Source organism: Paracoccus sp. J55, assembly GCF_000513975.1.
Taxonomy (GTDB): Bacteria; Pseudomonadota; Alphaproteobacteria; order Rhodobacterales; family Rhodobacteraceae; genus Paracoccus.
This window is the reverse complement of the sequence record NZ_AZVA01000001.1, coordinates 179,512-205,261: the sequence shown is the minus strand read 5'-3', so window position 1 is coordinate 205,261 and position 25,750 is coordinate 179,512. Positions and strand designations below refer to the sequence as shown.

27 protein-coding genes are annotated in these 25,750 nt (G+C 68.6%); 11 read left to right on the top strand and 16 right to left on the bottom strand.

The genetic code is table 11. The features are described from left to right. The 3 genes from PARJ55_RS0101000 to scpA all read right to left on the bottom strand — a co-directional run bounded on the left by PARJ55_RS0101000 (window position 1) and on the right by scpA (window position 3,491). Entirely contained in the window at window positions 1-534 is a 534-nt protein-coding gene (locus PARJ55_RS0101000) for a hypothetical protein (RefSeq protein ID WP_028711286.1), read from the bottom strand. A 205-nt stretch (window positions 535-739) separates the two neighbouring features. Further along, window positions 740-1,228 carry a GNAT family N-acetyltransferase gene (locus PARJ55_RS0100995; protein ID WP_084637747.1) on the bottom strand — a complete coding sequence of 163 codons (489 nt, stop codon included), beginning with the start codon at window positions 1,226-1,228 and terminating at the stop codon, window positions 740-742. Window positions 1,229-1,346: 118 nt separating this feature from the next. Continuing rightward, window positions 1,347-3,491, bottom strand: coding sequence for a methylmalonyl-CoA mutase (gene scpA, locus PARJ55_RS0100990; RefSeq protein WP_028711284.1), 2,145 nt, complete (start codon window positions 3,489-3,491; stop codon window positions 1,347-1,349). A gap of 57 nt (window positions 3,492-3,548) precedes the next feature. Here scpA and PARJ55_RS0100985 point away from each other — a divergent pair, with 57 nt between their 5' ends. Continuing rightward, window positions 3,549-4,073, top strand: a complete 525-nt coding sequence (locus PARJ55_RS0100985) for a DUF4174 domain-containing protein (protein ID WP_028711283.1) — start codon at window positions 3,549-3,551, stop codon at window positions 4,071-4,073. Between the two features lie 99 nt (window positions 4,074-4,172). After that, the gene (locus tag PARJ55_RS0100980; protein ID WP_028711282.1) at window positions 4,173-4,355 is read left to right on the top strand and encodes a hypothetical protein; all 183 of its coding nucleotides are present in this window, start codon (window positions 4,173-4,175) and stop codon (window positions 4,353-4,355) included. Here the strand turns inward: PARJ55_RS0100980 and PARJ55_RS0100975 are convergent. The 8 genes from PARJ55_RS0100975 to PARJ55_RS0100940 form a co-directional block, all read right to left on the bottom strand. Then, window positions 4,321-4,980, bottom strand: a complete 660-nt coding sequence (locus PARJ55_RS0100975) for a hypothetical protein (RefSeq protein ID WP_028711281.1) — start codon at window positions 4,978-4,980, stop codon at window positions 4,321-4,323. The two genes, PARJ55_RS0100980 and PARJ55_RS0100975, sit on opposite strands and share 35 nt — an antisense overlap. Window positions 4,981-5,028: 48 nt before the next feature. Then, window positions 5,029-7,086, bottom strand: coding sequence for an acetyl/propionyl/methylcrotonyl-CoA carboxylase subunit alpha (locus tag PARJ55_RS0100970; protein WP_028711280.1), 2,058 nt, complete (start codon window positions 7,084-7,086; stop codon window positions 5,029-5,031). A 96-nt stretch (window positions 7,087-7,182) separates the two neighbouring features. Beyond that, entirely contained in the window at window positions 7,183-7,410 is a 228-nt protein-coding gene (locus tag PARJ55_RS0100965; RefSeq protein ID WP_028711279.1) for a hypothetical protein, read from the bottom strand. A 66-nt stretch (window positions 7,411-7,476) separates the two neighbouring features. Further along, window positions 7,477-7,722 carry a hypothetical protein gene (locus PARJ55_RS0100960; RefSeq protein WP_028711278.1) on the bottom strand — a complete coding sequence of 82 codons (246 nt, stop codon included), beginning with the start codon at window positions 7,720-7,722 and terminating at the stop codon, window positions 7,477-7,479. A 157-nt stretch (window positions 7,723-7,879) separates the two neighbouring features. After that, complete coding sequence (locus tag PARJ55_RS0100955) at window positions 7,880-8,302, bottom strand: hypothetical protein (RefSeq protein ID WP_028711277.1); 423 nt, start codon at window positions 8,300-8,302, stop codon at window positions 7,880-7,882. Between the two features lie 93 nt (window positions 8,303-8,395). Further along, window positions 8,396-8,527: a hypothetical protein gene (locus PARJ55_RS24755; RefSeq protein ID WP_256380431.1), complete on the bottom strand. Its 132-nt coding sequence runs from the start codon at window positions 8,525-8,527 to the stop codon at window positions 8,396-8,398. Between the two features lie 184 nt (window positions 8,528-8,711). Continuing rightward, window positions 8,712-9,365, bottom strand: coding sequence for a DUF6497 family protein (locus PARJ55_RS0100945; protein ID WP_028711276.1), 654 nt, complete (start codon window positions 9,363-9,365; stop codon window positions 8,712-8,714). A 24-nt stretch (window positions 9,366-9,389) separates the two neighbouring features. Next, the gene (locus tag PARJ55_RS0100940) at window positions 9,390-10,922 is read right to left on the bottom strand and encodes an acyl-CoA carboxylase subunit beta (RefSeq protein WP_028711275.1); all 1,533 of its coding nucleotides are present in this window, start codon (window positions 10,920-10,922) and stop codon (window positions 9,390-9,392) included. A 158-nt stretch (window positions 10,923-11,080) separates the two neighbouring features. On the opposite strand from PARJ55_RS0100940, the gene alr reads away from it, so the two are divergent. The 6 genes from alr to PARJ55_RS0100910 all read left to right on the top strand — a co-directional run bounded on the left by alr (window position 11,081) and on the right by PARJ55_RS0100910 (window position 16,263). Further along, on the top strand, window positions 11,081-12,100 hold the full coding sequence (gene alr / locus PARJ55_RS0100935) for an alanine racemase (protein ID WP_028711274.1): 1,020 nt from the start codon (window positions 11,081-11,083) through the stop codon (window positions 12,098-12,100). After that, window positions 12,097-12,855 (top strand): ABC transporter permease, encoded by a 759-nt coding sequence (locus tag PARJ55_RS0100930; RefSeq protein ID WP_028711273.1) that lies wholly within the window; start codon window positions 12,097-12,099, stop codon window positions 12,853-12,855. Before alr ends, PARJ55_RS0100930 begins: the two co-directional genes overlap by 4 nt. Next, window positions 12,855-13,592 carry an ABC transporter ATP-binding protein gene (locus PARJ55_RS0100925; protein ID WP_028711272.1) on the top strand — a complete coding sequence of 246 codons (738 nt, stop codon included), beginning with the start codon at window positions 12,855-12,857 and terminating at the stop codon, window positions 13,590-13,592. The genes PARJ55_RS0100930 and PARJ55_RS0100925 overlap by 1 nt, the downstream gene beginning before the upstream one ends. A gap of 115 nt (window positions 13,593-13,707) precedes the next feature. Then, on the top strand, window positions 13,708-14,817 hold the full coding sequence (locus PARJ55_RS0100920; protein WP_028711271.1) for a PhoH family protein: 1,110 nt from the start codon (window positions 13,708-13,710) through the stop codon (window positions 14,815-14,817). Continuing rightward, window positions 14,810-15,334, top strand: a complete 525-nt coding sequence (ybeY, locus tag PARJ55_RS0100915) for an rRNA maturation RNase YbeY (protein ID WP_051416111.1) — start codon at window positions 14,810-14,812, stop codon at window positions 15,332-15,334. The genes PARJ55_RS0100920 and ybeY overlap by 8 nt, the downstream gene beginning before the upstream one ends. Next, complete coding sequence (locus PARJ55_RS0100910; RefSeq protein WP_028711269.1) at window positions 15,331-16,263, top strand: CBS domain-containing protein; 933 nt, start codon at window positions 15,331-15,333, stop codon at window positions 16,261-16,263. Before ybeY ends, PARJ55_RS0100910 begins: the two co-directional genes overlap by 4 nt. A gap of 4 nt (window positions 16,264-16,267) precedes the next feature. Here PARJ55_RS0100910 and PARJ55_RS22910 read toward each other — a convergent pair whose 3' ends face one another. The 3 genes from PARJ55_RS22910 to PARJ55_RS0100895 form a co-directional block, all read right to left on the bottom strand. Further along, window positions 16,268-17,077: a GNAT family N-acetyltransferase gene (locus PARJ55_RS22910; RefSeq protein ID WP_028711268.1), complete on the bottom strand. Its 810-nt coding sequence runs from the start codon at window positions 17,075-17,077 to the stop codon at window positions 16,268-16,270. A gap of 195 nt (window positions 17,078-17,272) precedes the next feature. After that, window positions 17,273-18,832, bottom strand: coding sequence for a glutamine-hydrolyzing GMP synthase (gene guaA / locus PARJ55_RS0100900; protein ID WP_028711267.1), 1,560 nt, complete (start codon window positions 18,830-18,832; stop codon window positions 17,273-17,275). A gap of 188 nt (window positions 18,833-19,020) precedes the next feature. Next, window positions 19,021-19,632, bottom strand: a complete 612-nt coding sequence (locus tag PARJ55_RS0100895; protein ID WP_028711266.1) for a thiamine phosphate synthase — start codon at window positions 19,630-19,632, stop codon at window positions 19,021-19,023. 75 nt (window positions 19,633-19,707) lie between these two features. Between PARJ55_RS0100895 and PARJ55_RS0100890 the strand changes: the two genes are divergently transcribed. Genes PARJ55_RS0100890 through PARJ55_RS0100880 form a run of 3 tightly spaced genes read left to right on the top strand, consistent with a single transcriptional unit; the run spans window position 19,708 to window position 23,118 of the window. Then, complete coding sequence (locus PARJ55_RS0100890) at window positions 19,708-20,448, top strand: RNA methyltransferase (RefSeq protein ID WP_028711265.1); 741 nt, start codon at window positions 19,708-19,710, stop codon at window positions 20,446-20,448. Between the two features lie 55 nt (window positions 20,449-20,503). After that, the gene (gene ctaA, locus PARJ55_RS0100885) at window positions 20,504-21,649 is read left to right on the top strand and encodes a heme A synthase (RefSeq protein WP_028711264.1); all 1,146 of its coding nucleotides are present in this window, start codon (window positions 20,504-20,506) and stop codon (window positions 21,647-21,649) included. Next, the gene (locus PARJ55_RS0100880) at window positions 21,646-23,118 is read left to right on the top strand and encodes a carboxypeptidase M32 (protein WP_028711263.1); all 1,473 of its coding nucleotides are present in this window, start codon (window positions 21,646-21,648) and stop codon (window positions 23,116-23,118) included. The genes ctaA and PARJ55_RS0100880 overlap by 4 nt, the downstream gene beginning before the upstream one ends. 76 nt (window positions 23,119-23,194) lie before the next feature. On the opposite strand, the gene PARJ55_RS0100875 is transcribed toward PARJ55_RS0100880, so the two are convergent. Further along, the gene (locus PARJ55_RS0100875) at window positions 23,195-24,541 is read right to left on the bottom strand and encodes a cytochrome P450 (RefSeq protein ID WP_028711262.1); all 1,347 of its coding nucleotides are present in this window, start codon (window positions 24,539-24,541) and stop codon (window positions 23,195-23,197) included. Beyond that, on the bottom strand, window positions 24,538-25,737 hold the full coding sequence (locus PARJ55_RS0100870; RefSeq protein ID WP_028711261.1) for a hypothetical protein: 1,200 nt from the start codon (window positions 25,735-25,737) through the stop codon (window positions 24,538-24,540). Before PARJ55_RS0100870 ends, PARJ55_RS0100875 begins: the two co-directional genes overlap by 4 nt. Window positions 25,738-25,750: the final 13 nt, after the last annotated feature.

Below are 25,750 nucleotides of genomic sequence, written 5' to 3'. Positions count from 1 at the left end.
TTACGCCTCGTCGTCCCCGGCCCAATAGCCTTGCACGCCGGTGGCGCGCATCACCCGCAGCACCCGGGTGCCGATCTCGACCGTCTCCTCGCGGATGCGGTTCAGGTCGTCGATGCCCAGCGGATCGCGCTGCACCTCGCCCCTGGTGCTGACGAAGGCCGGGTGCCAGCGCCCGCGATGCTCGGTCGGACGCCAGGAGGCATGGCAGAGCAGGTTGCGCAGCAGCCGGATCTCGGCCAGCCGGTCGGTGATGCGGCTGCGGTCGCGCAAGCCGGGATAGCGGCTCATGGCGGCGTCCAGCTGCTCGATCAGCGTGCCCATGGAATCATCGGCGACGGCGCCCATGCGGGTCAGCCAGGTCTGCAGCTCGGCCTCGGTCAGGTCGTCGGCCAGCCGGGCGCGGTCGAGCGCATAGATGGTGCGCTTGATGATCTCCTCCAGCCAGCCGAAATTCGCCACGCATTGCCCCAGCGCGGCGGCGAAATCCGGCGGCAGGGTGTAATGGGTCTCGGGCGGCGCGCCTATCCTCGCCATGGCCCACCGATGCGGCCGGGGGGCGGGGGCCTGCGGCCTCGGCCCGCGTCCCGCGGGGCCGGGGGAAGGGCCCCGACGGATGGATCGCGCACCGGGTCTCCCTCGCCGGTGATGCCGGTGATCCGCCTGCCCCGTCCGTTGTCCATCCTGCCTCCGCGTTCCGGGCGCGAGTGTTCCACAGCGCCCGGCGACAGGCAAGGCGCGGTCAGAGGATCTTCTGCAGCAGCACCAGGTCCAGCCAGCGGCCGAACTTGCGCCCGGCCTGCCGCACAAGCCCGGCCGGCCCATAGCCGATGGCGCGGTGAAAGGCGATCGCGGCCTCGTTCTCGGCCGAGACGGCGGCGATCATGCCATGCGCGCCGGCGGCGCGGGCGTGATCCTCCAGCGCCGCCATCAGCGCCCGGCCGACCCCGCGCCCGCGCGCGGCCGCCGCCAGGATGATGGTGTGCTCCATGCAATGCGCATAGCCGTTGCCGCTGCGGAACTGGTCATAGCTCGCCAGCCCCAGCACCTCGCCCGCCTCTTCGGCGACCAGGAACGCCCGCCCCGCCGCCCGGCGGCCGGCGATCATGCGCGCCAGCCCCTCTGCGGTCTTCTCCTCGCTCGAGAAGGTGACCGTGGTCTCGCGGATCAGCGGGTTCCAGAAATCCAGGATGGCGGCCAGGTCGCGCTCCTCGGCAGGTCGGATGATCATGGGCTTGCTCCGGTTGGAAGCCGCGGCCCGATCCCTCGCGCGGCGGCTGGCCATCTTCTCTGTTTCACAAATACCCATGCAACGGCGCCGGCAAGAGGCGCCGTTGCCGGCGGGGCGCCTAGGCCGCCCGCGCCTCGCGGATCAGGCTCAGGATGTCGCGCGCCGCCGAGGGGATGTTGGTCCCCGGCCCGAAGATCGCCTTCACCCCGGCCTTCTTCAGGAAATCGTAATCCTGCTGCGGGATGACGCCGCCGCAGATCACGATGATGTCGCCGGCGCCCTGGTCCTTCAAGGCCGCGATCAGCTTCGGCGCCAGGGTCTTGTGGCCCGCCGCCTGAGACGAGATCCCCACCACATGCACGTCGTTGTCGATGGCGTCCTGCGCGGCTTCCTCGGGGGTCTGGAACAGCGGCCCCACATCGACGTCGAAGCCGATATCGGCGAAGGCGGTGGCGATCACCTTGGCGCCGCGGTCATGGCCGTCCTGGCCCATCTTGACCACCAGCATGCGCGGGCGGCGACCCTCCTGCTCGGCGAAGGTCTCGACGTCGCGCTGGATCTGCGCGAAATCGTCGTCGCCCTCATAGGCGGCGCCATAGACGCCGGCCAGCGTCTTGACCTCGGCCCGGTGGCGGCCGAATTCCTTCTCCATCGCCATGCTGATCTCTCCCACGCTGGCCCGGGCGCGCGCGGCCTCGACCGCCGCCTCGAGCAGGTTGCCGCCTTCCTTGGCCCGGCGCGTCAGCTCGTCCAGCGCCGCCTGGCATTTCGCCTCGTCCCGCGCCGCGCGCATCGCCTGCAGCCGGGCGATCTGCGCCTCGCGCACCTTCATGTTGTCGATGTCGAGGATGTCGATCGGGTCTTCCTTGGCCAGCCGATACTTGTTCACCCCGACGATCACCTCGTCGCCGCGGTCGATCATGGCCTGGCGGCGGGCGGCGCTTTCCTCGATGCGCAGCTTGGGCATCCCCGAGGCCACGGCCTTGGTCATGCCGCCCATGGCCTCGACCTCCTCGATCAGCGCCCAGGCCTTCTCGGCCAGCTCATGGGTCAGGCTTTCGACGTAATAGGAGCCCGCCAGCGGATCGACGACATGGGTGATGCCGGTTTCCTCCTGCAGGATCAGCTGGGTGTTGCGGGCGATGCGGGCACTGAATTCGGTTGGCAGCGCGATGGCCTCGTCCAGCGCATTGGTGTGCAGCGACTGCGTGCCGCCAAGCGCCGCGGCCATCGCCTCGTAGGCGGTGCGGACCACGTTGTTGTAGGGGTCCTGTTCCTGCAGGCTGACGCCCGAGGTCTGGCAATGCGTCCGCAGCATCAGGCTGCCCGGCTTCTTCGGATCGAATTCCTTCATGATGCGCGTCCACAGCAGGCGCGCGGCGCGCAGCTTGGCCGCCTCCATGAAGAAATTCATGCCGATGGCGAAGAAGAAGGACAGCCGCCCGGCGAACTGGTCCACGTCCATGCCGGCCTTCAGCGCGGCACGGACATATTCGCGCCCGTCGGCCAGCGTATAGGCCAGCTCCTGCACCAGGTTCGCGCCCGCCTCCTGCATGTGATAGCCCGAGATCGAGATCGAGTTGAACCTGGGCATCTCGTTCGAGGTGTATTCGATGATGTCCGCGATGATCCGCATCGAGGGCTCGGGCGGATAGATATAGGTGTTGCGGACCATGAACTCCTTGAGGATGTCGTTCTGGATGGTCCCGGACAGCACGGCGCGGGAATGGCCCTGTTCCTCGCCCGTCACGATGAAATTGGCCAGCACCGGGATCACCGCGCCGTTCATGGTCATGGACACGGAAACTTTATCCAGCGGGATGCCGTCGAACAGGATCTTCATGTCCTCGACGCTGTCGATGGCGACGCCGGCCTTGCCCACGTCGCCCTCGACCCGGGGATGGTCGCTGTCATAGCCGCGATGCGTGGCCAGGTCGAAGGCGACCGAGACGCCCTGCTGGCCCGCCGCCAGCGCCTTGCGATAGAAGGCGTTCGATTCCTCGGCAGTGGAAAACCCCGCATATTGCCGGATGGTCCAGGGCCGGCCGGCATACATGGTGGCGCGCGGGCCGCGGGTATAGGGCTCGATCCCGGGCAGGCTGCCCAGATGCGGCAGGTCGCGGACGTCCTCTTCGGTATAGAGCGGCTTGACCTCGATTCCCTCCAGCGTGTGCCAGGTCAGGCTGTCCGGATCGGCGCCTTTCAGCTCCTTGCTGGCGAGCCTGCGCCATTCCTCCAGGGAGGCTTTCGTGTTTTCGCTCATCTTGCATCCTTTCCCATGGCCCCTCTGCTCTTATATGAAGAGAGAGTAGAGGGGGCGATGAAACTGAAACGGTTGATTTTTCTGGCGGGGGTGCCGCTTCTGGCGGCGATGGGACCCAGGCCCGAGGGCGAGGCCGACGGCCATCGCCCGTATGTCCGCGGCGAAGTGCCCGCCGCGCGCAGCGAAGGCACGGCCGCGCCCGCCGGGCCGGCCGAGCGCGAACTGACCGTGCTGCCGGCGGCCGAGGCCGACCCGGCGGAATTCATGTGGCAGGCCCGGCCGGTGGTGATCTTTGCCGATACGGCGGCCGACCCGGCCTTCGTCGAGCAGCTGACCGCCCTGCAGCGCGATCCGGCGCCGCTCTTGGCCCGCGACGTGGTGGTGGTGACCGATACCGACCCGGCCGCGGCCAGCGTCTGGCGCCGGCAATTGCGCCCCGAGGGGTTTTCGCTGGTGCTGATGGACAAGGACGGCCAGGTCAAGCAGCGCAAGCCCGTGCCCTGGTCGGTGCGCGAGATCACCCGCGCCATCGACAAGTTCCCGCTGCGCCTGCGCGAGATCGGCCGGGCCGGGCTGCCATAGGATGTTGCGAAAATCGCAACTCCTTCATTGCGACAAGGGGCTTGACGCCTTATCTTGAGGCCAGGGCAGACGTGCTGCCCGCTGCAAAGGAGCTGTGCCATGGCGAAATCGTCCCTGACGCGCGTGACCGACGAGGCCGCTCCGCCCCGGCCGCGCAAGCCGGACACGGCCACCGAACAGGTGATCGAGCGGCTGCGCCGCACCCGCAGCGCGAATGAAATCACCAGTGTCATCGGCCTGAAGCCCATCAGAGGCCGCTCCGGTCCGAAGATCGCCTATTGAGGCGATCACGCAGCCCGGCCAATTCGCCGGGCAGGGTGGCGGCGATCAGTCGGGCCGCATCCTCGCGCTGCTTGCGCAGCATGGCCTGGATCTCGGCCTCGCCGCCGCGCAGGCTGGCGGTCAGCACCTCCAGGACGTCCAGCCCGGCCTCGCGCGCTTCCTGGTTCAGCAGGATATAGTCCAGCATCATGTCGGCCGCGCTTTCGGGACGGCTGCGGGCCATGCGGCGGATGGATTCGGCCATGGAATCCATGACCGCGATCAGCCGGTAATAGATGACCACCGGGTCGATCACACCCCCCGGCAGCAGGTGGATGTCCGGCAGCACGGCGCGAAAGATGCGGTCGTTGCCGCCATGGGCGATGACCAGGCCGGCATTGCCTTCCTCGATCTGCGACAGCAGCGTGTCAAAGCGCCCGTCCTGCACCTGGCGCTCCAGCGCGACGACATGGGCGCGCACCTCGGCCAGCAGCGCGCGCTGCATGTCATCGACCCGCTCGGCCCGCAGCTTGGCATCGCGGCGGCGGTTCTGGAAGGCGACGACCCACCAGCCCGTGGCGATGAACAGCCCGGCGATCACCGCCTGCTGTGCATGGGGGCTGAGATAGTCGTCGAAAACCGGCATGATCCCGATCCCTTGGCCGGACGCTGGCGGGCGCCCGGCGGTTGCCTGTCACTCGAACTCGATGATCACGTCATCGACCTTGAGGCTTTCGCCCGGCTGGGCGTTGACGGATTTCACCACCGCCTTCCTTTCGGCGCGCAGGATGTTTTCCATCTTCATCGCCTCGACCGTGGCCAGCGCCTGGCCTTCCTGCACCTCGTCGCCGGTCTCGACATTGATCCGCACGATCAGGCCCGGCATCGGGCAGAGCAGGAATTTCGAGGTGTCCGGCGGCAGTTTCTCGGGCATCAGCCGCGCCAGCTCGGCGGCGCGCGGGCGGCGGACATAGGTCTTCAGGTCCGCGCCCCGCACCCGCAGCCGGAAGCCCGAGGGCAGCCGGTCCACCTTCATCACCAGCGGCGAGCCGTCGACGGACAGCCGTGCCAGCGACTGCCCCGGCAGCCAGTCGCTTTCGACGCGCAGCTTGCGCCCGTCGATCTCGACTGTCGAGCCCTGGCGGTCGGCGGTGATGCGCACCGGGATCTCCTTGCCGGCGACGAAGACGACCCAATGCTCGCCGACATGGCGCTCGTGATTGTCGAGCCGGCCCGAGATGCGGGCGCGCCGGATCTCGGCCACGCGATGCATGGCCGCGGCCGAGGCGGCGACGCGGGTGATCTCGGCATCGGGCAGCGTCGCGCCCAGGAAGCCGTCGGGATATTCCTCGGCGATGAAGGCGGTCGAGATGTCGCCCGAGACGAATTTCGGATGGTCCATCACCGCCGACAGGAAAGGCAGGTTGTGGCCGATGCCCTCGACCTCGAACTCGTCCAGCGCCAGTCGCATCTGCTCGATGGCGGCCTCGCGGGTCGGCGCCCAGGTGCAGAGCTTGGCGATCATCGGGTCGTAATACATGCTGATCTCGCCGCCCTCGTAGACGCCGGTATCGTTGCGCACCCCGGTCGCGGCGACCGGCGGATGGTCGCCGGGATGGGCGGGCACCCAGCGGTCGGCCTCGACCATCGGCCCGGCGGCGGTCTCGGCCGGCGGGCGATAGCGGGTCAGCCGGCCGATCGAGGGCAGGAAGTTGCGATAGGGATCCTCGGCATAGAGCCGGCTTTCGATGGCCCAGCCGTTGATCTTCAGGTCCGCCTGGGCGAAGGGCAGGGGCTCGCCCGCCGCGACGCGGATCATCTGCTCGACCAGGTCGATGCCGGTGATCAGCTCGGTCACCGGATGCTCGACCTGCAGGCGGGTGTTCATTTCCAGGAAATAGAAGTTCTTGTCGGCATCGACGATGAATTCGACCGTGCCGGCGCTGGTATAGCCCACCGCCTTGGCCAATGCGCAGGCCTGCTCGCCCATGGCCCTGCGGGTCGCCTCGTCGAGGAAGGGCGAGGGGGCTTCCTCGATCACCTTCTGGTTGCGGCGCTGGATCGAACATTCGCGCTCGTGCAGGTAAACGCAATTGCCGTGCTTGTCGGCCAGCACCTGGATCTCGATATGGCGCGGCTGGGTGACGAATTTCTCGATGAAGATGCGGTCGTCGCCGAAGCTGTTCGCCGCCTCGTTCTTCGAGGATTCGAAGCCCTCGCGCGCCTCCTGGTCGTTCCAGGCGATGCGCATGCCCTTGCCGCCGCCGCCGGCGCTGGCCTTGATCATCACCGGATAGCCGATCTGCCCCGAGATCTTCACCGCCTCATCGGCATCGGCGATCAGGCCCATATAGCCCGGAACCGTGCTGACGCCGGCCTCCTGCGCCAGTTTCTTCGAGGTGATCTTGTCACCCATCGCCTCGATGGCGGGCGAGGGCGGGCCGATGAAGGTGACGCCTTCCTTCTCCAGCGCCTCGGCGAATTTCATGTTCTCGGACAGGAAGCCGTAGCCGGGATGCACCGCCTCGGCCCCGGTCTGCCGGATCGCCTCCATGATCTTGTCGATCACGATATAGGACTGGTTCGCCGGGGGCGGGCCGATATGGATGGCCTCGTCGGCCATCTTGACATGCAGCGCGTTGCGGTCGGCGTCGGAATAGACGGCGACGGTCTGGATGCCCATCTTCTTGGCGGTCTTGATGACCCGGCAGGCGATCTCGCCCCGGTTGGCGATCAGGATTTTCTTGAACATGCTTCTTTCCCTTGGGGCAGATCCCGGACGTGAAAAAGCCGCCCCGGCAGGGTGCCGGGACGGCCTGAAAACGGCAATGGATTATGGCCGCGCGGCTTAGTAGCGGCGGTTCGGCTCGCAGAGGCGGACGTCGTCGCAAAGCGCGCCGGCGGCAGCGCCGATGGCCGCGCCCTTGGCGACGTTATGGCCGCCGACATAGGCAGCGGTTGCGCCGACGCCGGCGCCGATGAGGCCGCGGTCCATGTCGGTCGGGTTGATGCCTTGGGTGCAGCCGGCCAGGCCGAACAGGCCAAGGCCGAGCGCGAGGACGAGTTTCTTGGACATCTCGTTTGCTCCGGGATGCGGGCTGCGGCGCGGGCGGTCTGCCCTGCGCCGTCGGCCCTGTTGAAATCAGTAGCGGCGCTGGCAGACGCCGGCGTCGTCGCAAAGCGCGCCGCCAGCCGCGCCGATGAGCGCGCCGGTGGCAACGTCACCGTCGATGATCTTTGCCACGGCCGCACCGGCCAGCGCCCCGCCGGCCGCGCGCTGCGCGTCGGGCGAGAGGGTCGCGCCGCCGCCATAGCCCTGTTCGCAGGCGGCAAGGCCGGCGACCAGCAGGACCGCGCCGGAAAGACGGAGGATGACGGATTTTTGCATAGCTTTTTGCCTGTATTATGGACCCGGTTACGGGCCGTTGATGAGAGAGGTGCCCACAATATTGCATGCAGCATTTCGGGAAGAAACTGACAACGGTGTGAAAACGCGTCACTACGCGGCAATCCGCCCATCCGCGGCCCGTCCGTTCCCTGGCCGATCATCGACGCGGGTCCTCGTCTTCGTCGTCCCAGTCCTCGTCGTCCCAATCGGCCCCGTCCCAGTCGAATTCCGGGGCGTCCTCGGCGAAGAGTTCGGGAAAGCCTGCCTCGGCGCGCTTCAGGTCCACGCGCAGCAGCTGGTCGTAATCGGTGGGATCAAGCTTGCCGACCGGCACCACCTCGCGCCCGATCAGCCAGGACAGCCGCCCGGCGTCGAGATTGCCGCGCTGAAAGGGTTCCTCGCCGAAATGCTCGATCAGCGCGGCCAGAAAGGCGGTATCGGCGCGGCGGTCGGCCGGCTTGCGGTCGCGATAGCGCTCGCGCCGGACCAGGGGCGTTGCCCCCTTCTTGTTGGCGCGGCGGATGGTGAACTGGAAATCGGTGCCGGGAAGGCGGCCCGGAAAGCCGCGATGCTTCAGCATGTCTTGCCCCCTTGGATGATTGCGTGATCGCGCGGGGGGCGGGCGGGACGCGGATGGCGCGGGCCGCCTTGCAGCCCGCGCGCGGCCAATGGCTCAGTTGGCGCCGTATTTGCCCTGGAAGACCGGCTCGGGCTGGACCGGAATCGGGGTGACTTCGGGCTCTTTCTTGGCGCAGGCCGCGGCGAGGCCAACGAGAACGAGGGCCAGTGCAAGCTTCTTCGACATGTCGTCGTGCTCCTGTAATGCGGGACGCTTGCGTCCCGACTGCTCGGTTGAGATTCGGCCGCCCCATGCGGCCGCGGCGCCATCATAGCCAGCGCCGCGCAGTGCCGACAGGCACCCCGCAGGCAGGCGGGCGCTGCTGCGGGCGGCTGTGGCAGGCTTGCATCAGGGCGCGGGGAAACGGCCATCACCACGGCTCCCATTCGCAGACGTCGCGGTCGGGAGGCAGGCGGAAGGCCTCGAACAGCTGCACCGCCTCGGGGTCCAGCGCCCCGAAGGGCAGTTCGCGATCCGAAAGGCTGATGATGATCTGGCTGGGCCGCGGCGCGGGCGCGGCGATGCGGGGCAGGGCCCAGTTCTCGCACAGCCAGACGATGTCGTCATGCACCGGGTCCTGGGCCAGCACATCGGGCGCGGCGGGCAGCACCGGCTCGCCGATCAGCGCGTCGGCGGCCTGCTCGTCGGCTTCGTCGGGGATATCGGCTTCGGTCAGATCCTCCAGCGCCGCGGGGTCGATCAGCCCGTCATCGGGCTCGGCGCCCCGGGTCTCGCCGCTTTCGGTGTCGATCTCGATCGGGCCGCGGGCCTCGTCATCCGCGAAATCCGTGGCCGGGCCGCTGGTCGCCGGCACGCGCTGCGCCAGGTCGGGCATGACGAAGCGGAAGCGATAGGTCAGGCCGAAGCCGCCGGCATCGTCGTGCCGCGTCTCCTGCCAGCGCACCACGGCGCCCGAGGGCAGGGTGATGTCGCCCGCGGCATCCTGCGCCAGCGCAGCGCCCGCTGCCCCGGCCAGAACGGCCGGAGGCACCAGCGCAAAGCCGATCGCCGCAAGTCCCGACATGCTTCCTCCCTCGGTCGTCCGCCGTTACAGCGGGATGTTGTCGTGCTTCTTCCAGGGGTTCGACAGCTTCTTGCCGCGCAGGCTGGCAAAGGCGCGCGCCACGCGGCGGCGCGTCGAATGCGGCTGGATCACCTCGTCGATGAAGCCCTTTTCGGCGGCGACGAAGGGGGTGGCGAAGCGGTCCTCGTAATCCTTGGTGCGGGCGCCGATCTTCTCGGCATCGCCAAGCTCGCTGCGATACAGGATCTCGACCGCGCCCTTGGCGCCCATTACCGCGATTTCCGCCGTGGGCCAGGCATAGTTGAAATCGCCGCGCAGGTGCTTGGAGGCCATGACGTCATAGGCGCCGCCATAGGCCTTGCGGGTGATGACGGTCACCTTCGGCACCGTCGCCTCGCCATAGGCAAAGAGCAGCTTCGCGCCGTGCTTGATGACGCCGCCATATTCCTGCCCGGTGCCCGGCAGGAACCCCGGCACGTCGACGAAGGTCAGGATCGGGATCTCGAAGGCGTCGCAGAAGCGCACGAAGCGCGCCGCCTTGCGCGAACTGTCGATGTCGAGGCAGCCGGCCAGCACCATCGGCTGGTTGGCGACCACGCCGACGGTCTGGCCCTCGATGCGGATGAAGCCGGTGATGATATTGGCGGCGAAATCCTTCTGGATCTCGTAGAAATCGCCCTCGTCCGCGACCTTCAGGATCAGTTCCTTCATGTCATAGGGCTGGTTCGGGTTGTCGGGGATCAGCGTGTCGAGGCTGGGCTCGATCCGGTTCGGGTCGTCGAAGAACGGCCGGGTCGGCGCCTTCTCGCGGTTGTTGAGCGGCAAGAGGTCGACCAGCCGGCGGATTTCCGACATCGCCTCGACGTCGTTTTCAAAGGCGCCGTCGGCGACCGAGGATTTCTTGGTATGGGTCGAGGCGCCGCCCAGCTGCTCGGCCGTCACCACCTCGTTCGTCACCGTCTTGACCACGTCCGGGCCGGTCACGAACATGTAGGAGGTGTCCTTGACCATGAAGATGAAGTCGGTCATCGCCGGCGAATAGACCGCGCCGCCGGCGCAGGGGCCCATGATGACGCTGATCTGCGGCACCACGCCCGAGGCCATGATGTTGCGCTGGAACACGTCCGCGTAACCGGCGAGGCTGGCGACGCCCTCCTGGATGCGCGCGCCGCCCGAATCGTTCAGTCCGATCACCGGGGCGCCGTTCTGCACCGCCATGTCCATGATCTTGCAGATCTTCTGCGCATGGGTTTCCGACAGCGAGCCGCCGAAGACGGTGAAGTCCTGCGAAAACACATAGACCATGCGGCCGTTGATCGTGCCCCAGCCGGTGACGACGCCGTCGCCGTAGGGGCGGTCCTCCTCCATGCCGAAATCGGTCGAGCGGTGGCGGACGAACATGTCGAATTCCTCGAAGGAGCCCTCGTCCAGCAGCAGTTCGAGCCGCTCGCGCGCGGTCAGCTTGCCGCGGGCGTGCTGGGCGTCGATGCGCCGCTGCCCGCCGCCCAGCCGCGCATCGCGGCGGCGCGATTCCAGTTCGCCGAGGATGTCCTTCATGAGCCGTCTCCCTTTGGGTTTGGCGCAAACTATCGGCTCGGCGCCCATGCGGGAAGCAGAAAGGCGAAAATTTGCAAAATATGCTAGCCAATCGCGCTGCAAATAGCAAAATTGGCAAAAGCCTTGACGCCGCCATGGGCAAGAGCCATGCCGCTGCCATGGGACTCGTCATCGATATTCCGGCCATCGTGGCCAACTGGAAGGCGCTTGCGGCCAAGGCCCCCGGCGCGCGGGCGGCGGCCGTCGTCAAGGCCGATGCCTATGGGCTGGGCGCGGATCGCGTGGCGCCGGCGCTTCATGCGGCAGGCGTGCGGGATTTCTTCGTGGCTCTGGCCTCGGAGGGGCAGGCGATCCGGCCGCTTCTGCCCGAGGACGCGCGTATCTTCGTGCTGTCGGGCCATATGGAGGGCGCCGACCTGGCCGGGTTGATTCCGCTGCTGAACAGCCCCGAGCAGTTCTTTCGCGACCGGGCGCTGCGGCCGCGCGGAGCCTTCGGCATCCAGCTTGACAGCGGCATGAACCGGCTGGGCTTCGAGCCCGGCGAATGGGCCGCGGTCCGGGCCGAGGCGCTGGCCGGCGGGCCGGCTCTGATCATGTCGCACCTGGCCTGCGCCGACGAGCCGGACCACCCGGCCAATGCCCGGCAACTCGCCGCCTTCCGCGCCATGACCGAGGGCGTGGCCGCGCCGCGCTCGCTGGCGGCGACGGGGGGCATCCTGCTGGGGCCGGACTATCATTTCGACCTGGTGCGGCCCGGCATCGGGCTTTACGGCGGCGAGCCCTTTGGCGATGCGCAGCCGGTGGTCACGCTGGCGCTGCCGGTGATCCAGACGCGCGAGGTGAAACCGGGCGAATCCGTGGGCTACGGCTATGCCTGGACCGCCGCGCGCCCGTCGCGGGTGGCAACGGTGGCCGCAGGCTATGCCGACGGTCTGGCGCGGGCCCTGGCGCGGGATGGCAAGCTGAGCCTTTGGGCCGGCGAGCGTCCCTGCCCGGTGATCGGCCGCATCTCGATGGACCTGATCACCGTCGACGTGACCGACCTGCCCGACGTGCCGCCGGCGCTGGAGATCCTGAACGCCCGGCAGGGCGTCGACGACCTGGCGGCGCTGTCGGGCACCATTGGCTACGAGATCCTGACCTCGCTCGGCCGGCGCTACGAGCGTCGCTGGCTGTGAACCCGATCCGGCTGACCGGCAGGGCGGCGATCGGCCTTGCCCGGATGACGGGCCGGGTGGCGATCTTTGCCGCCCGCGGGCTGGCGCGTGCCGGGCAGCACCCGGCGGAACTGGCGCGGCAGGTCATGCAGATCGGCTGGCTGTCGCTGCCGGTGGTGGGGCTGACGGCGCTGTTCACCGGCGCGGCGCTGGCCCTGCAGATCCATTCCGGGGGCGAACGCTTCCAGGCCGGGGACGTGGTGCCCGCCATCGTCGCCATCGGCATGGCGCGCGAGCTGGGCCCGGTGCTGGGCGGGCTGATGGTCGCGGCCCGGGTCGCCAGCGCCATCGCGGCGGAACTCGGCACCATGCGGGTGACCGAGCAGATCGACGCGCTGGTGACGCTGTCCACCGATCCCATGGGCTGGCTGGTCTCGCCCCGGCTCTGGGCGGCGCTTCTGTGCGTGCCGGTTCTGGTGGGCGTCGGCGACGTGATCGGCATCATGGGCGGCTGGTTGATCGGGGTGAATGCGCTGGGGTTCAACTCGGCGCTCTACCTGTCCAATTCCTGGGCCTATCTGGAAAGCTGGGACGTGGTCTCGGGCCTGCTGAAGGGCGCGGTCTTCGGGCTGATCGTGGCGCTGTCGGGCTGCTGGTTCGGCATGACGGCCGCCGGCGGCGCGGCCGGGGTCGGACGGGCGACGACCAATGCCGTGGTCGCGGCCTCGGTCGGCATCCTCGCCGCCAATTTCGCGCTGACGGGGCTGTTCTTCTGATGCTCTCGGTGCGCGGCCTGTGCAAAGCCTATGGCGCCAAGCGGGTGCTGGACGGCGTGGACCTGGACCTGGCCGAGGGCGAGAGCCTGGTGGTCATCGGCGGCTCGGGCACCGGGAAATCGGTGCTCCTGCGCTGTATCCTGGGGCTGGAGACGCCCGATGCCGGCGCGATCCTGTGGCAGGGCCGGCCGCTGGCCGGGCAGCGGGGCGCGTTCATAGAGCATTTCGGCATGCTGTTCCAGAACGCGGCGCTGTTCGACAGCCTGCCCGTCTGGCGCAACGTCGCCTTTCGGCTGCTGCGGACCATGCCCAAGGCACGCGCCCGCGCCATCGCCGTGGAAAAGCTGGCCCGCGTCGGCCTTGGCCCCGAGGTGGCGGATCTTTACCCGGCCGAGCTGTCGGGCGGCATGCGCAAGCGCGCCGGGCTGGCCCGCGCCATCGCCGCCGACCCGAAGATGATCTTCTTCGACGAGCCGACGACCGGGCTGGACCCGATCCGGGCGGCGGCGATCAACGCGCTGATCCGCGGCATCGTGGACGAGACCGGCGCCACCGCCATCACCATCACCCATGACATGAGCTCGGTGCGCAGCATCGCCGACCGGGTGGCGCTGCTGGACCGAGGGCGGGTCCGCTGGCAGGGCGGGGTTGCCGAAATGGACGCGGCCGAGGACGACTACCTGCGGGATTTCGTCGCAGGCCGGGCCCGTCCCATGGCGCGGGGCCCCGGCGCGTGATGCCCGTTTTTCCGCCGAATCGGCTGCAAATCCAAAACAGCGGGGCCGCCCCCCTTGTGCGAATCCCGCGCAGTTGCAACCATGAGTTACTGAGAATCCCACCTCGGAGACGAATTTGGGTCTGACCCCTACGCATCCCGCGACCGCGACCCCCGGCGAAACCCTGCTGGAATTTCACGACAACCGGCTGCTGATCGACCTGTGCGGCCCGCATGACCGCTATCTCGCCCGCATCGAGGAGGCGCTGAAGGTGCATATCCTGCGACGCGGCAACCTCTTGTCGGTCGTCGGCCCCGTCGAGGCCCAGGCCGAGGCGGCGCAGGTGCTGCGCGCGCTTTACGCCAGGCTGGAACAGGGCCGCCCGGTCGAGATGGCCGAGGTCGAGGCGGCGCTGCGCATGGGCAGCGAGACGGTGACCGAAGGGCCCAGCCCGGCCGAGCAGCTGGAGATGTTCCAGACCGGCCCGATCGAGCTGCGCACCCGCAAGAAGACCGTCGAGCCGCGCACCGACGCGCAAAAGGAATACGTCCGCGCGCTTTTCGCCAACGAGCTGGCCTTCGGCATCGGCCCGGCCGGCACCGGCAAGACCTATCTGGCGGTGGCGGTGGGCGTGACCATGCTGATCGGCGGCCATGTCGACCGCATCATCCTGTCGCGCCCGGCCGTCGAGGCGGGCGAGCGGCTGGGCTTCCTGCCCGGCGACATGAAGGAGAAGGTCGATCCCTACATGCAGCCGCTCTATGACGCGCTGAACGATTTCCTGCCCAGCAAGCAGATGCAGAAGCTGATGGAGGAAAAGCGCATCGAGATCGCGCCCCTGGCATTCATGCGCGGCCGGACGCTGTCGAACAGCTTCGTGGTGCTGGACGAGGCGCAGAACGCCACCACCATGCAGATGAAGATGTTCCTGACCCGGCTGGGCGAGGGCTCGCGCATGGTCGTGACCGGCGACCGCACCCAGATCGACCTGCCGCGCGGCGTGCATTCCGGCCTGGTCGATGCCGAGAAGATCCTCAAGAACATCAAGGGCATCAGCTTCAGCTATTTCACCGCCAAGGACGTGGTGCGCCATTCGCTGGTCGCCCGCATCATCGAGGCCTATGACGCCGAGGCCGAGGCGGCGCTGGCCCGCGGCGAGATCTTCGACGAGCGCGGCCAGCGCATCCGCCGCCGCGAGCCGCGGCTGGCGGGCGGCGGCATGGCAGGAGGGGCGGGTGATGCCTGAGGCCGGAACCGCCCGCGACGAGGCGCCGGAGATCGTCGACATCGTGCTGGAGGACGACCGCTGGGAGGATGCCGGCCTGCCCGCCATGGCCGAGCGCGCCGCCCGCGCCGTGGGCGAATGGCTGGACCTGGGCGCGTTCCAGGTGGTGGTCATGGGCTGCGACGACGCCCGCATCGCCGCGCTGAACGCCGAGTTCCGCGGCAAGCCCAAGCCGACGAATGTGCTGAGCTGGCCCTCGACCGAGTTCGAGCCGCGCGCCCCGGGCGCCCGCCCCGAGCCGCCGGGGGACGAGGAGCTGGGCGATATCGCCATTTCCTACGACACCTGCCTGCGCGAGGCCGAGGCGCAGGGCAAGCCCTTCGCCGATCACGCCACGCATCTTCTTGTCCATGCAATGCTGCATCTTGCAGGATATGACCATATCGACGACGAGGATGCCGAAACCATGGAGGATGCCGAACGCTCGATCCTGGGCAGGCTGGGCATCCCCGATCCTTATCTGGAACACGAGACATGAGTAACGACCGAAGTCCCGACACGCCCGTCTCTGCCGAACCCGCCTCATGGGCGGATGGCATCGGCGGGGACGGGCGTGACCTGCCGCAATCGCGCGGCTTTCTGGGGCGCATCCTCGGCGCCCTGGGCGGCGGAGAGCCCGAGCCGGAAGGCGCCGAGGATCGCGACAAGGGGCCGGCCGCCGCCCCGGCGGGCGTGCCCGGCATGGTCAACCTGCGGCGGATGCGCGTCGATGACGTCGCCATTCCCAAGGCGGAAATCGCCGCCGCCCCGGTGACCGCCAGCCTGCCGGAACTGGTCGAAATGTTCCGCGAGCACGGCTTTTCCCGCATCCCGGTGTTTCGCGGCACGCTCGACAGTCCGCTGGGGCTGATCCATCTCAAGGATCTGGCGCTGAAATACGGCTTCGGCGCCCAGGTCCCGGTCAAGTTCGCGCTGCGCCCGATGTTGCGGCCGCTGCTTTACGTGCCGCCCTCGATGCCCATCGGCGTGCTCTTGCAGCAGATGCAGCAGAAGCGCATCCACATGGCGCTGGTGATCGACGAATATGGCGGCGTGGACGGGCTTGTCACCATCGAGGACCTGATCGAGCAGGTCATCGGCGAGATCGAGGACGAGCATGACGAGATCGAGGGCGGCCTGGTCATCCAGGAAAAGCCCGGGCAATGGCTGATCCAGGCCCGCGCCGCGCTTGAGGAAGTCGAGGCGCAGACCGGACTGCGCCTTGCCACCGACGAGGAAGAGGAAGAAATCGACACGCTGGGCGGGCTGATCTTCATGCTGACCGGTCGCGTGCCGGTGCGCGGCGAGGTGATCCCGCATGAAAGCGGCGCCGAATTCGAGATCGTCGACGCCGATCCGCGCCGGGTCAAACGCGTGCGGCTCCGGCTGCCGCAGCAGGAGCCGCCGCCGGCCGAGACCGAAAGCTGAAGCGTCAGAGCGCGGCGAAGGCCGGGGCGTGGGCGATGCGGCTGCCTGCGGGCAGCTGCGGTCCCAGCGCCATCAGATGCGGCCCGGCATAGGGCGAATCCAGCTCGGCCGGCGCAAAGCCGAAGCGGCCGTAATAAGTCGGGTCGCCCAGGACCACGATGGTATGGCCGTCAAATGCGGCAAGCGCGGCACGGACCAGCGCCTCGCCGATGCCGCGCGACTGCACGGCGGGATGCACGGCCAGCGGCGCCAGCGCCAGCGCCGGCGCCTCGGCCCGAAGCGGCGACAGGGCGACATGGCCGACGAGGGTGCCTTCCGTCTCGGCGACCAGCGACAGGGCAAGGCTGCCCTCGGCCCGCAGCGCCTGGACCAGGCGCGCCTCGTCCTCGCCCCCGAAGGCGCGGGTCAGCAGGTCCGAGACGGCGGTGCGGTCATGCGCCATCTCGGCCCGGATGCGCGGCATCGGTTCGCTGCGGGTGAAATCGCGCCGGATGCCATGGCTCTCGCGGCCCCAGCGGCTGTCCTTCAACCGGTCGCGATGCGCCTGGAAGGCGGCCTCGTCGGCGTAAAGCTCGTTCAGTTCCCAGACCAGCGGATCCTCGGCCTGGACAAGGTCGAAGCGCAGGTTGCCGGGCTCGGCCCGGCTCAGTTCGGCATGTTCGGTCAGCAGGTCCAGGGCCAGCAGCATCTGCGCGGCGTCCTGGCAGATCAGCCGGCCCGAAAGCGAGACCAGCGGCCGGTCCAGCCGGATCTCCTCGCCGCCCAAAGCCACAGGGGGGGCGTGGTTGTGGTTATGTCCGCAGGCGCAACTCATGGCAGGATCCTTGTTGTGAACGGTTGCCGCAATGGCAGGCCGGGGGGAACCGGCAGCGTTTCCGGGGCCGAAGCCGTTAGCGGCGGCAACCTTATCGGGCGGCATTAAGCCGGCCTTGTCAATTTGCAAAGCCGCGCCTTGCGCCGGATCCGGCCCCCGAAACGAAAAGGGCAGCCCCTTGGCTGCCCTTCGGGGTCATTCCCACTCGATGGTGCCCGGCGGCTTCGAGGTGATGTCATAGGTGCAGCGGTTGATGCCCTTGACCTCGTTGATAATCCGCGTCGCGGTCTCGCCCAGGAACTCGTGGCTGAACGGGTAGTAATCCGCCGTCATGCCGTCCACCGAGGTCACCGCCCGCAGCGCGCAGGCATAGTCATAGGTGCGCCCGTCGCCCATTACGCCCACGGTGCGCACCGGCAGGATGGCGACGAAGGCCTGCCAGATCTCGTCGTAAAGCCCATGCTTGCGGATCTGGTCGATGAAGACCGCATCGGCCTTGCGCAGGATGTCCAGCTTGTCGCGGGTGATCTCTCCGGGGCAGCGGATGGCGAGGCCGGGGCCGGGGAAGGGGTGGCGGCCGATGAATTTCTCGGGCAGGCCCAGCTCGCGGCCGAGCGCGCGCACCTCGTCCTTGAAGAGCTCGCGCAGCGGCTCGACCAGCTTCAGCCCCATCTTCTCGGGCAGGCCACCGACATTGTGGTGGCTCTTGATGGTGACCGAGGGGCCGCCCGAGAAACTGACCGATTCGATCACGTCCGGGTAAAGCGTGCCCTGGGCCAGGAATTCCGCGCCCTCGATCCCGCTCGCGTATTTCTGGAACACGTCGATGAACAGCTTGCCGATGGTCTTGCGCTTGACCTCCGGGTCGGCGACGCCCTCCAGCGCGGACAGGAACAGCTCGCTCTCGTCGGCATGGATCAGCGGGATGTTGTAATTGTCGCGGAACATGGTCACGACTTCCTCGGCCTCGTTCAGCCGCAAAAGCCCGTGATCGACGAAGACGCAGGTCAGCTGGTCGCCGATCGCCTCGTGGATCAGCACCGCGGCGACCGAGCTGTCGACGCCGCCCGAAAGCCCGCAGATGACGCGCTTGTCGCCCACCTGCTCGCGGATCTTGCGGATCGCCTCCTGGCGATAGCTGGCCATGGTCCAGTCGCCGGTAAAGCCGGCCATGCGCACGAAATTCTCCAGCATCCGGCGGCCGTTCGGGGTGTGGTGCACCTCGGGATGGAACTGCACGGCGAAGAACTTGCGCGCCTCGTCCGCGATCATGGCGAAGGGAGCGTTGGGCGAAGTGCCGATGACCTCGAAACCGGGCGCGAGCTGCGTCACCCGGTCGCCGTGGCTCATCCAGACTTCCTCGCGGCCGGTGTCGAACAGGCCGGCGAAGATGCCGTCGCCCTTGTGGCCCTCGGCGGGTGCGATGAAGGCGCGGCCGTATTCGGCGTGATGGCCCGATTCGACGCGGCCGCCCAGCTGCTCCATCATCACCTGCTGGCCATAGCAGATGCCGAAGACCGGGATCTGCAGCTCGAACAGGCTCTGCGGCGCGCGCGGCGAATCCGCCTGGGTGACGGAGGCGGGACCGCCCGACAGGATCACGGCCTGCGGGCCGAAGTCTTTGAGGAAGGCGTCGTCCACCGCGTTGAACGGGTGGATTTCGCAATAGACGTTCAGCTCGCGCAGGCGGCGCGCAATCAGCTGCGTGACCTGGGAGCCGAAATCGATGATGAGAAGGCGCTGATGCTGGGTCATGGCAAGGCTTTAGGCCGCGGCAATGCGCTTCGCAAGAGGGCTGACGCATCGCCGGCTGCAGCGCCGCCGGGGTATTTGAAAAACAGAGAAGGCCGGCCGTCGCGCCTCTACCGACGGTGCGGTCCAGTCCGAGCCAGTCGTCTTCTCTGTTTTTCAAATACCCCCGGCAAGAGCTGCCACCGGCACCTTCAGCGCCAGAGATGCCCCAAGGCTTCGACCGGATCCGGTTCCGCCCAGATCTCTGCCCCCAGGGCGATGAAGTCGGTCAGCGGCGCCAACTGGCCGATCAGCGCCGGGGTCAGGGCGCCCTCGGCGACCACCGGGATCTCGATCATCTCGGACCACCACTGGAACAGGTCCAGCGGCACCGTCTCGCCCTGGCCGAGCGCCGTGGCGCCGCAGGGGCCGAAGCTGACGTAATCCGCCCCGGCCTCGGCCGCGTTCATGCCGTCATGGCGCGAGGTTCCGCAGAAGGCGCCGACGATGGCGTCCTGGCCCAGCTCCTTGCGGGCATGGCGCACGCCGCGCGCGCCGTTGCTCAGGTGCACGCCGTCCAGCCCGTGGCGTTGCGCCAGCTGCACATGGTCCTCGATCACCACCGCCACGTCGCGGGCATGGGCGATCTCGCGCGCGAGATCCGCGATGCGGCCCAGCTCCTCCTCGGTGCCGGCGCCGGGGATGCGCAGGCAGGCGACGGGAAAGCGGTCCATGACCTCGGCCAGCATCGGCCCCAGCGTCGAGGCGGCGGCGCCGACCGGGGTGATCAGGTAGAGTTGCGGCGTGTTGGGCTGGTCTGTCATGGCGCTGTCATCCCTCGTGTTCCGTCCGCAGATAGCGCAGCGCCGCGCGCCTTGCCAGTAGGTCTGCGGAAGGATATGGCCGCGCGCATGGAACCCGCGATCATTCTCGTCCGCCCGCAGATGGGCGAAAACATCGGCGCGGCCGCGCGCGCCATGCTGAATTTCGGCCTGACCGACATGCGGCTGGTGGCGCCGCGCGACGGCTGGCCGAACCCGCGCGCCGTGGCCATGGCCTCGGGCGCCGCCGGCCGGGTGCTGGACCGGGCGCGGGTGTTCGCCACGCTGGCCGAGGCGATGGCGGACGTAGATCACGCCTATGCCACCACCGCGCGCGGGCGCGAGTTGACCAAGCCGGTCCTGACCCCGGCCACGGCCATGGCCGATGCCCGCGAGCGGGTGGCGCAGGGCGGCCGGGTGGCGGTGATCTTCGGTCCCGAGCGCGCCGGGCTGGAGAACGAGGATGTGGCGCGGGCCAATGCCATCATCACCGTGCCGGTCAATCCCGACTTTCCCTCGCTGAACCTGGCGCAGGCGGTGCTGCTGACCGGCTATGAATGGGCGCAGGACAGCCTGCCGCCCCAGCCCGCCCCGCAGGGCCGCCGTCCCGATGGCGAGGCGCCCGCCACGCGGCTCGAGATCGAGCGTCTGGCCGATCACTGGGAGGAGCGGCTGGTCGAGGCCGGCTTCTTCTTCCCGCCCGAAAAGGCGCCGGCGATGAAGCTGACGCTGCGCAACCTGTGGTCGCGCCTGCCGCTGACCCGGGCCGACACGCGCATCTTCCACGGCATGCTGCGGCAGTTGATCCGTCGCGGCTGATTGATTTCCGGGCGCGCGCGGGCCAAGGTCGCGCCCGATCGAGAAGGAAGCTGACATGGCAAGACGTCCCGTCTTTCAGGAAGTCACCGAGACGACCCCGCAGAGCACGCCGCCCGCAGGCGGCATGATCGACGCCGGCAACAAGGGCGCGCGCGGCGCGATCCGCATCTGGCTGATCGTGCTGTTTGTCATGGTCGCGGCGATGATCGCGCTTGGCGGCGCGACGCGGCTGACCGGCTCGGGCCTGTCGATCACCGAATGGAAGCCGGTGACCGGCGCGATCCCGCCGATGGACGCCGCCACCTGGCAGGCCGAGTTCGACAAGTACCGGCAGATCCCGCAGTTCCAGCTGGTCAATTCCGACATGGACCTGGCCAGCTTCAAGCGCATCTACTGGTGGGAATGGTCGCACCGGCTGCTGGGGCGGCTGGTGGGGCTGGTCTGGGCGCTGGGTTTCCTGTTCTTCCTGGTGACGAAGCGCATCCCCGCGGGCTGGACGCCGCGGCTGCTGTTGCTGGGCGTGCTGGGCGGCGCCCAGGGGGCCATCGGCTGGTGGATGGTGCATTCGGGCCTGTCGGGCGAGATGGTGCGGGTGGCCTCCTATCGGCTGGCGACACATCTCGGGCTGGCCTTCGCCATTCTCGGGCTGATCGCCTGGTATGTCCTGGCCCTGTCGCGCTCCGAGGCGGCGCTTCTGCGGGCCCGGCGGGCGGGCGAGGCGAAGCTTTTCTCGATGACCAACGGGCTGATGCACCTGGCCTTCGTCCAGATTCTGCTGGGGGCGCTGGTCGCGGGGATCGATGCCGGGCGCATGTATACCGGCTGGCCGACCATGGGCGGCGAATGGATTCCGTCGGCGATCTGGGACGCGGCGCTCGGCTGGCGGAATTTCTTCGAAAACCCGGCTCTGGTGCAGTTCATCCACCGCATGACCGGCTATCTGCTGGCGATTTTCGCCGTGGTGGTGTTCCTGCGCGCCCGGCGCTCGCCGCATCCTGTGACGCGCGGCGCCTATGCCGCGATGCTGGCCGCCTTGGCGGTGCAGGTGCTTTTGGGCATCATGAACGTGCTGCACGCCTCGCCGCTGCCTTTGGCACTGGCGCATCAGATCGGAGCCGTGGCACTGTTCACGCTGATCCTGCGCGCGCGCCACCATGCGCGCTATCCTTTTGAAACCTCGGCCCGGGGGACTGTCCGATGAGCGCCTTCGACGAACTTCTCGCCTTCCAGCGCCAGACCGAGGCGCTGTCCTCGGTCGCCGAACGGCTGGCCTGGGACCAGGAAACCGTGATGCCGCGCGGCGCCGTCGAACAGCGCGCCGAGGAAATGGCGGCGATGGAATCGGTGCTGCACGAGCGGCGCACCGATCCGCGCCTGGGCGAATGGCTGGACCAGGCCGAGCCCGAGGATGACGAGGATGCCCGCATCATCGAGCTGATCGCGCGCGATCATCGCCGCGCCTCGCGCATTCCCGCGCGGCTGGCGACGGAACTGGCGCGGCAGACCTCGCTGGCGCAGGGCATCTGGGCTGAGGCCCGCGCCAAGGACGCGCCCGAGGATTTCCTGCCGGTGCTGAACGACATCCTGATGCTCAAGCGCGAGGAGGCGGCGGCGCTGGCCGATGGCGGCGATCTCTACGACGCGCTGCTGGACGATTACGAGCCGGGCACCACCCAGGCCGAGATCGCGCGGCTTTTCGACGCGATGCGGCCGCGGCTGGTGGCGCTGCGCGAGGACGTGCTGGGCGCCGACTACCAGCCGCAGCCGCTGACCGGGCATTTCCCGCAGGAAACCCAGCTGCGCCTGGCCCGCACCTGCGCCACCGCCTTCGGCTACGACTGGACGCGCGGCCGCATGGACATCGCTGTCCACCCGTTCAGCTCGGGGCGCTGGCAGGACAGCCGCATCACCACCCGGGTGGTCGAGACCGACCCGTTCAATTGCCTTTATTCCACCATCCACGAGGTCGGGCATTCCAGCTACGAGCTGGGCATCGACCCCGATTATGCCTTCACGCCGCTGGGCCGCGGCGTCTCGATGGGCGCGCATGAAAGCCAGAGCCGGATCTACGAGAACCAGATCGGCCGCAGCCGCGCCTTTACCGGCTGGCTCTACCGGCGCATGTCGGATGCCTTCGGCGGCCTGTCGCTGCCGGACGCGGATGCCTTCTATGCCACGGTGAACCGCGTCACGCCCGGCTTCATCCGCACGGAATCCGACGAGGTGCAATACAATCTGCACATCATGCTGCGCTTCGATATCGAGCGCGACCTGATCGCCGGGCGGCTGGATGTCGAGGATCTGGTCGAGGCCTGGAACGCCCGTTTCCTCAAGGATTTCGGCGTCGCGGTGGACCGGCCGGCCAATGGCGTGTTGCAGGACGTGCATTGGGCGGTGGGGCTCTTCGGCTATTTCCCCACCTATGCGCTGGGGAATGTCTATGCCGGCTGCCTGCATGCCGCGCTGCGCGCCGCGGTCCCCGATCTCGACGAGGCGCTGGCGCGCGGCGAGGCCGACCCGGCGGTGGAATGGCTGCGCGAGAACATGCAGCGCCATGGCGGGCTTTATCCGCCGCGCGAGCTGATCGAGCGCGCTACCGGCGCCGATGTCAGCGAGAAGCCGCTTCTCGACTACTTGGAAGAGAAATTCTCGGCCATCTACCGGCTTTGAGCTTGGGCTAGAGTATTTGGAAAACGGTGAAGGAGGGCCGCAGCGCCTTAGCTTTCACCGTTTTTTAAGTACTCATTCAACGTTTCGACAGGCGCAAGTGGATGCCGTTCTTGCCCCGCAGCGTCAGGCGCATGATCGGCACGGGTCTTTCGGGTCCGGGTTCCAGCCGGTAGGCCCCGACCAGGGCCGAGAGGATCAGCGGCCCCTCGATCATCGCGAAGCCGGCGCCCGGGCAGGCGCGCGGGCCGGCCGAGAAGGGGATGAAGGCGTCGCGCTGGCAGGCCTTGCCGTTCTCGGTCTCCCAGCGGCCGGGGTCGAACCCGTCGGGATTGTCCCATAGCCGTTCATGGCGGTGCAGGTGCCAGGGCGACAGCACCAGCTGCGCGCCCTTGGGGGCCTTGCGGCCGCGCAGGCTCTCGGCCTGGGCGCATTGCCGCACGGTCATGGCGACGGGCGGGTAGAGCCGCAGCGCCTCGCGGAAGACGGCGCGGGCCAGCGGCAGGTTGCGGACCGTGCCGAAATCGGCGGCCAGGTTCTGCCGCGCCTCCTTGGCCAGCCGGTCCTGCCAGTCCGGGCTTTCCGCCAGCAGGTAAAGCGCCCAGGCCAGGGCCGAGGCGCCGGTCTCGTGGCCGGCGAGGAAGAAGGTCGCGACCTCGTCGATCATCTCGGCCTCGCTGAAGGTCCGGCCGGTCTGCGGGTCGGGGGTGGTCATGATCTTGGTGGCGAGGTCTGGCGGCGCGGTGCCGGCGGCGATCTCGGCGGCGCGGGCCGCGACCAGCTGGCGGATCAGGCCGCGGATGCGGCGCGCCGTCTCGCGTACTCGGCGGGTGTGCAGCCGCGCCCAGCGGGGCAGGGCCATCAGCCCGCCCAGGTTGACCATCGGCTGCGCCTCCTGATGCTCGCGGAAGGCCTGGAAGACCTGGGCGGCGGTCGCATCCTCGATCGGGATCGAGAACAGGGTGCGGAAGATCACGTCGGCGGCGACATGGCTGGTCTGGGGTTCGATGTCGATCTCGGTCCCGTCGGCCAGCGGCGCCAGCCGGGCCACGCCGGCCTGGGCCGCATCCCACATCGCCGGGAAGGCCTCGCGCAGCCTTCCGCCCTCGAAGGCGGGGTCGATGATGCGGCGCTGGCGCAGCCAGGTCTCGCCGTTCGAGATGAAGCTGGAATTGCCGAGCAGCGGCTGCAGCCCCGCCGCCATGCGCGGCGATTTCGGGAAGTCCATCGGCCGCCTCTTCAGGATCAGCTCGACCAGCGCCGGATCGTTGCAGGTGAAGCTGTGGATGAAGGGGCCGCGGAACTCGGCCATCCAGGCGCGATAGAGCCGGTCGGATTGCGCCGACAGGATGTCGCGCCGGAAGTCGCGGATGAAGCGCCAGACCGAACCGCGGCCCTGCCGCGCCGGGGGCTTGGGCGGGATCATGTCGCCGTCCAGCGGTTCACGGCGCGCGCGATCCGGCCCGGCGAATGGCCGCGCCCGGCGAAGCGCCGGCCAAGCGTCAAGGGCCCGGCAGTGATGGCGAAATAGTCGTAATCGCCCGGCCGGTCGAAGGCGCAGAGATACTGGAAATGCAGCCGGAACCAGCGCCCGCGCAGCGCGCGCCGCTTTTCGGGAGAAAGCGTGCGGGTGAAGGCGGCGGAAAGCACCAGCGGATGCCGGCGGTCCGGCGGCTCGACGCCCGAGACCGCGACCGGATCGCACAGGCCGAACGAGCAGGCATCGCCCGGCGCGGTGACGTCCACCCAGTCCAGTTCCTCGCGCGCCGAGAGAAAGCGCAGGTCGGCGCGCAGCCGGTTCGCGCGCGGCAGGAACGACGCCATCGGCACGACATGGCCCAGCGACAGATAGGAGAGGCGGGGTCCTGACGCCGGCACCCGGCCCGAGCGGATCAGGTCCGCCAGCACCGAGACACCCAGATAGGCGCCCGAGCTGTGGCCGACCACCAGCACCTCGTCCCAGTCGCCCGCCAGCACCTCGGCGATGCGGTCGGCGAATTGCGCCAGCCGCGCTTCCAATGCCGGGGGACAGGCGCCCTGGCCCTGGGCGGTGAAGGCATAGTCGTGCATCAGATACCAGGCGAAGATCTTGCCGTCGATGCGCCGCCACAGATGCAGCCCGGCCCAGGTCAGTCCCAGCATCACCGGCAGGCCCAGCCACCAGCCGAGCCCGGTCAGCCGCCCCAGCGCCCAGCCGATCAGTGCCCCGGCCAGCGCCGAGACCAGCAGCTGCGCCAGCAGCACAACCACCGGGTAGAGCGCCGCGATCACCGGGCCGCGGCGCAGCCGCATCAGCCGGAACAGCGCCCCCGAGCCGATATAGGCCCAGGCGGTGCGGAACAGCTGGCCATAGGTCGCGAGGATGCCCTGGCCCATCGAGCCCTGCACGATGTCGGCCCAGACCAGCACCTCGAACTCGGCCTCGGCCTGCCGGCCGGCGAAATCGCCCAGGACGCCCCAGCCGAAGCCCTTGCGGTCGCGGCGCGGGCCGAAGGTCAGCCCGTAGCCCGAGATGCGTGCCTGTTCCGTCCCCTCGCGCTTGTAAAGCTCGCGATAGCGGCGGGGCGGGATCGGGTCATAGCCCGGGATGTAGAGCACGCGGCGGCGAAAGGGGCGGGTCATGAAATAAACGCTT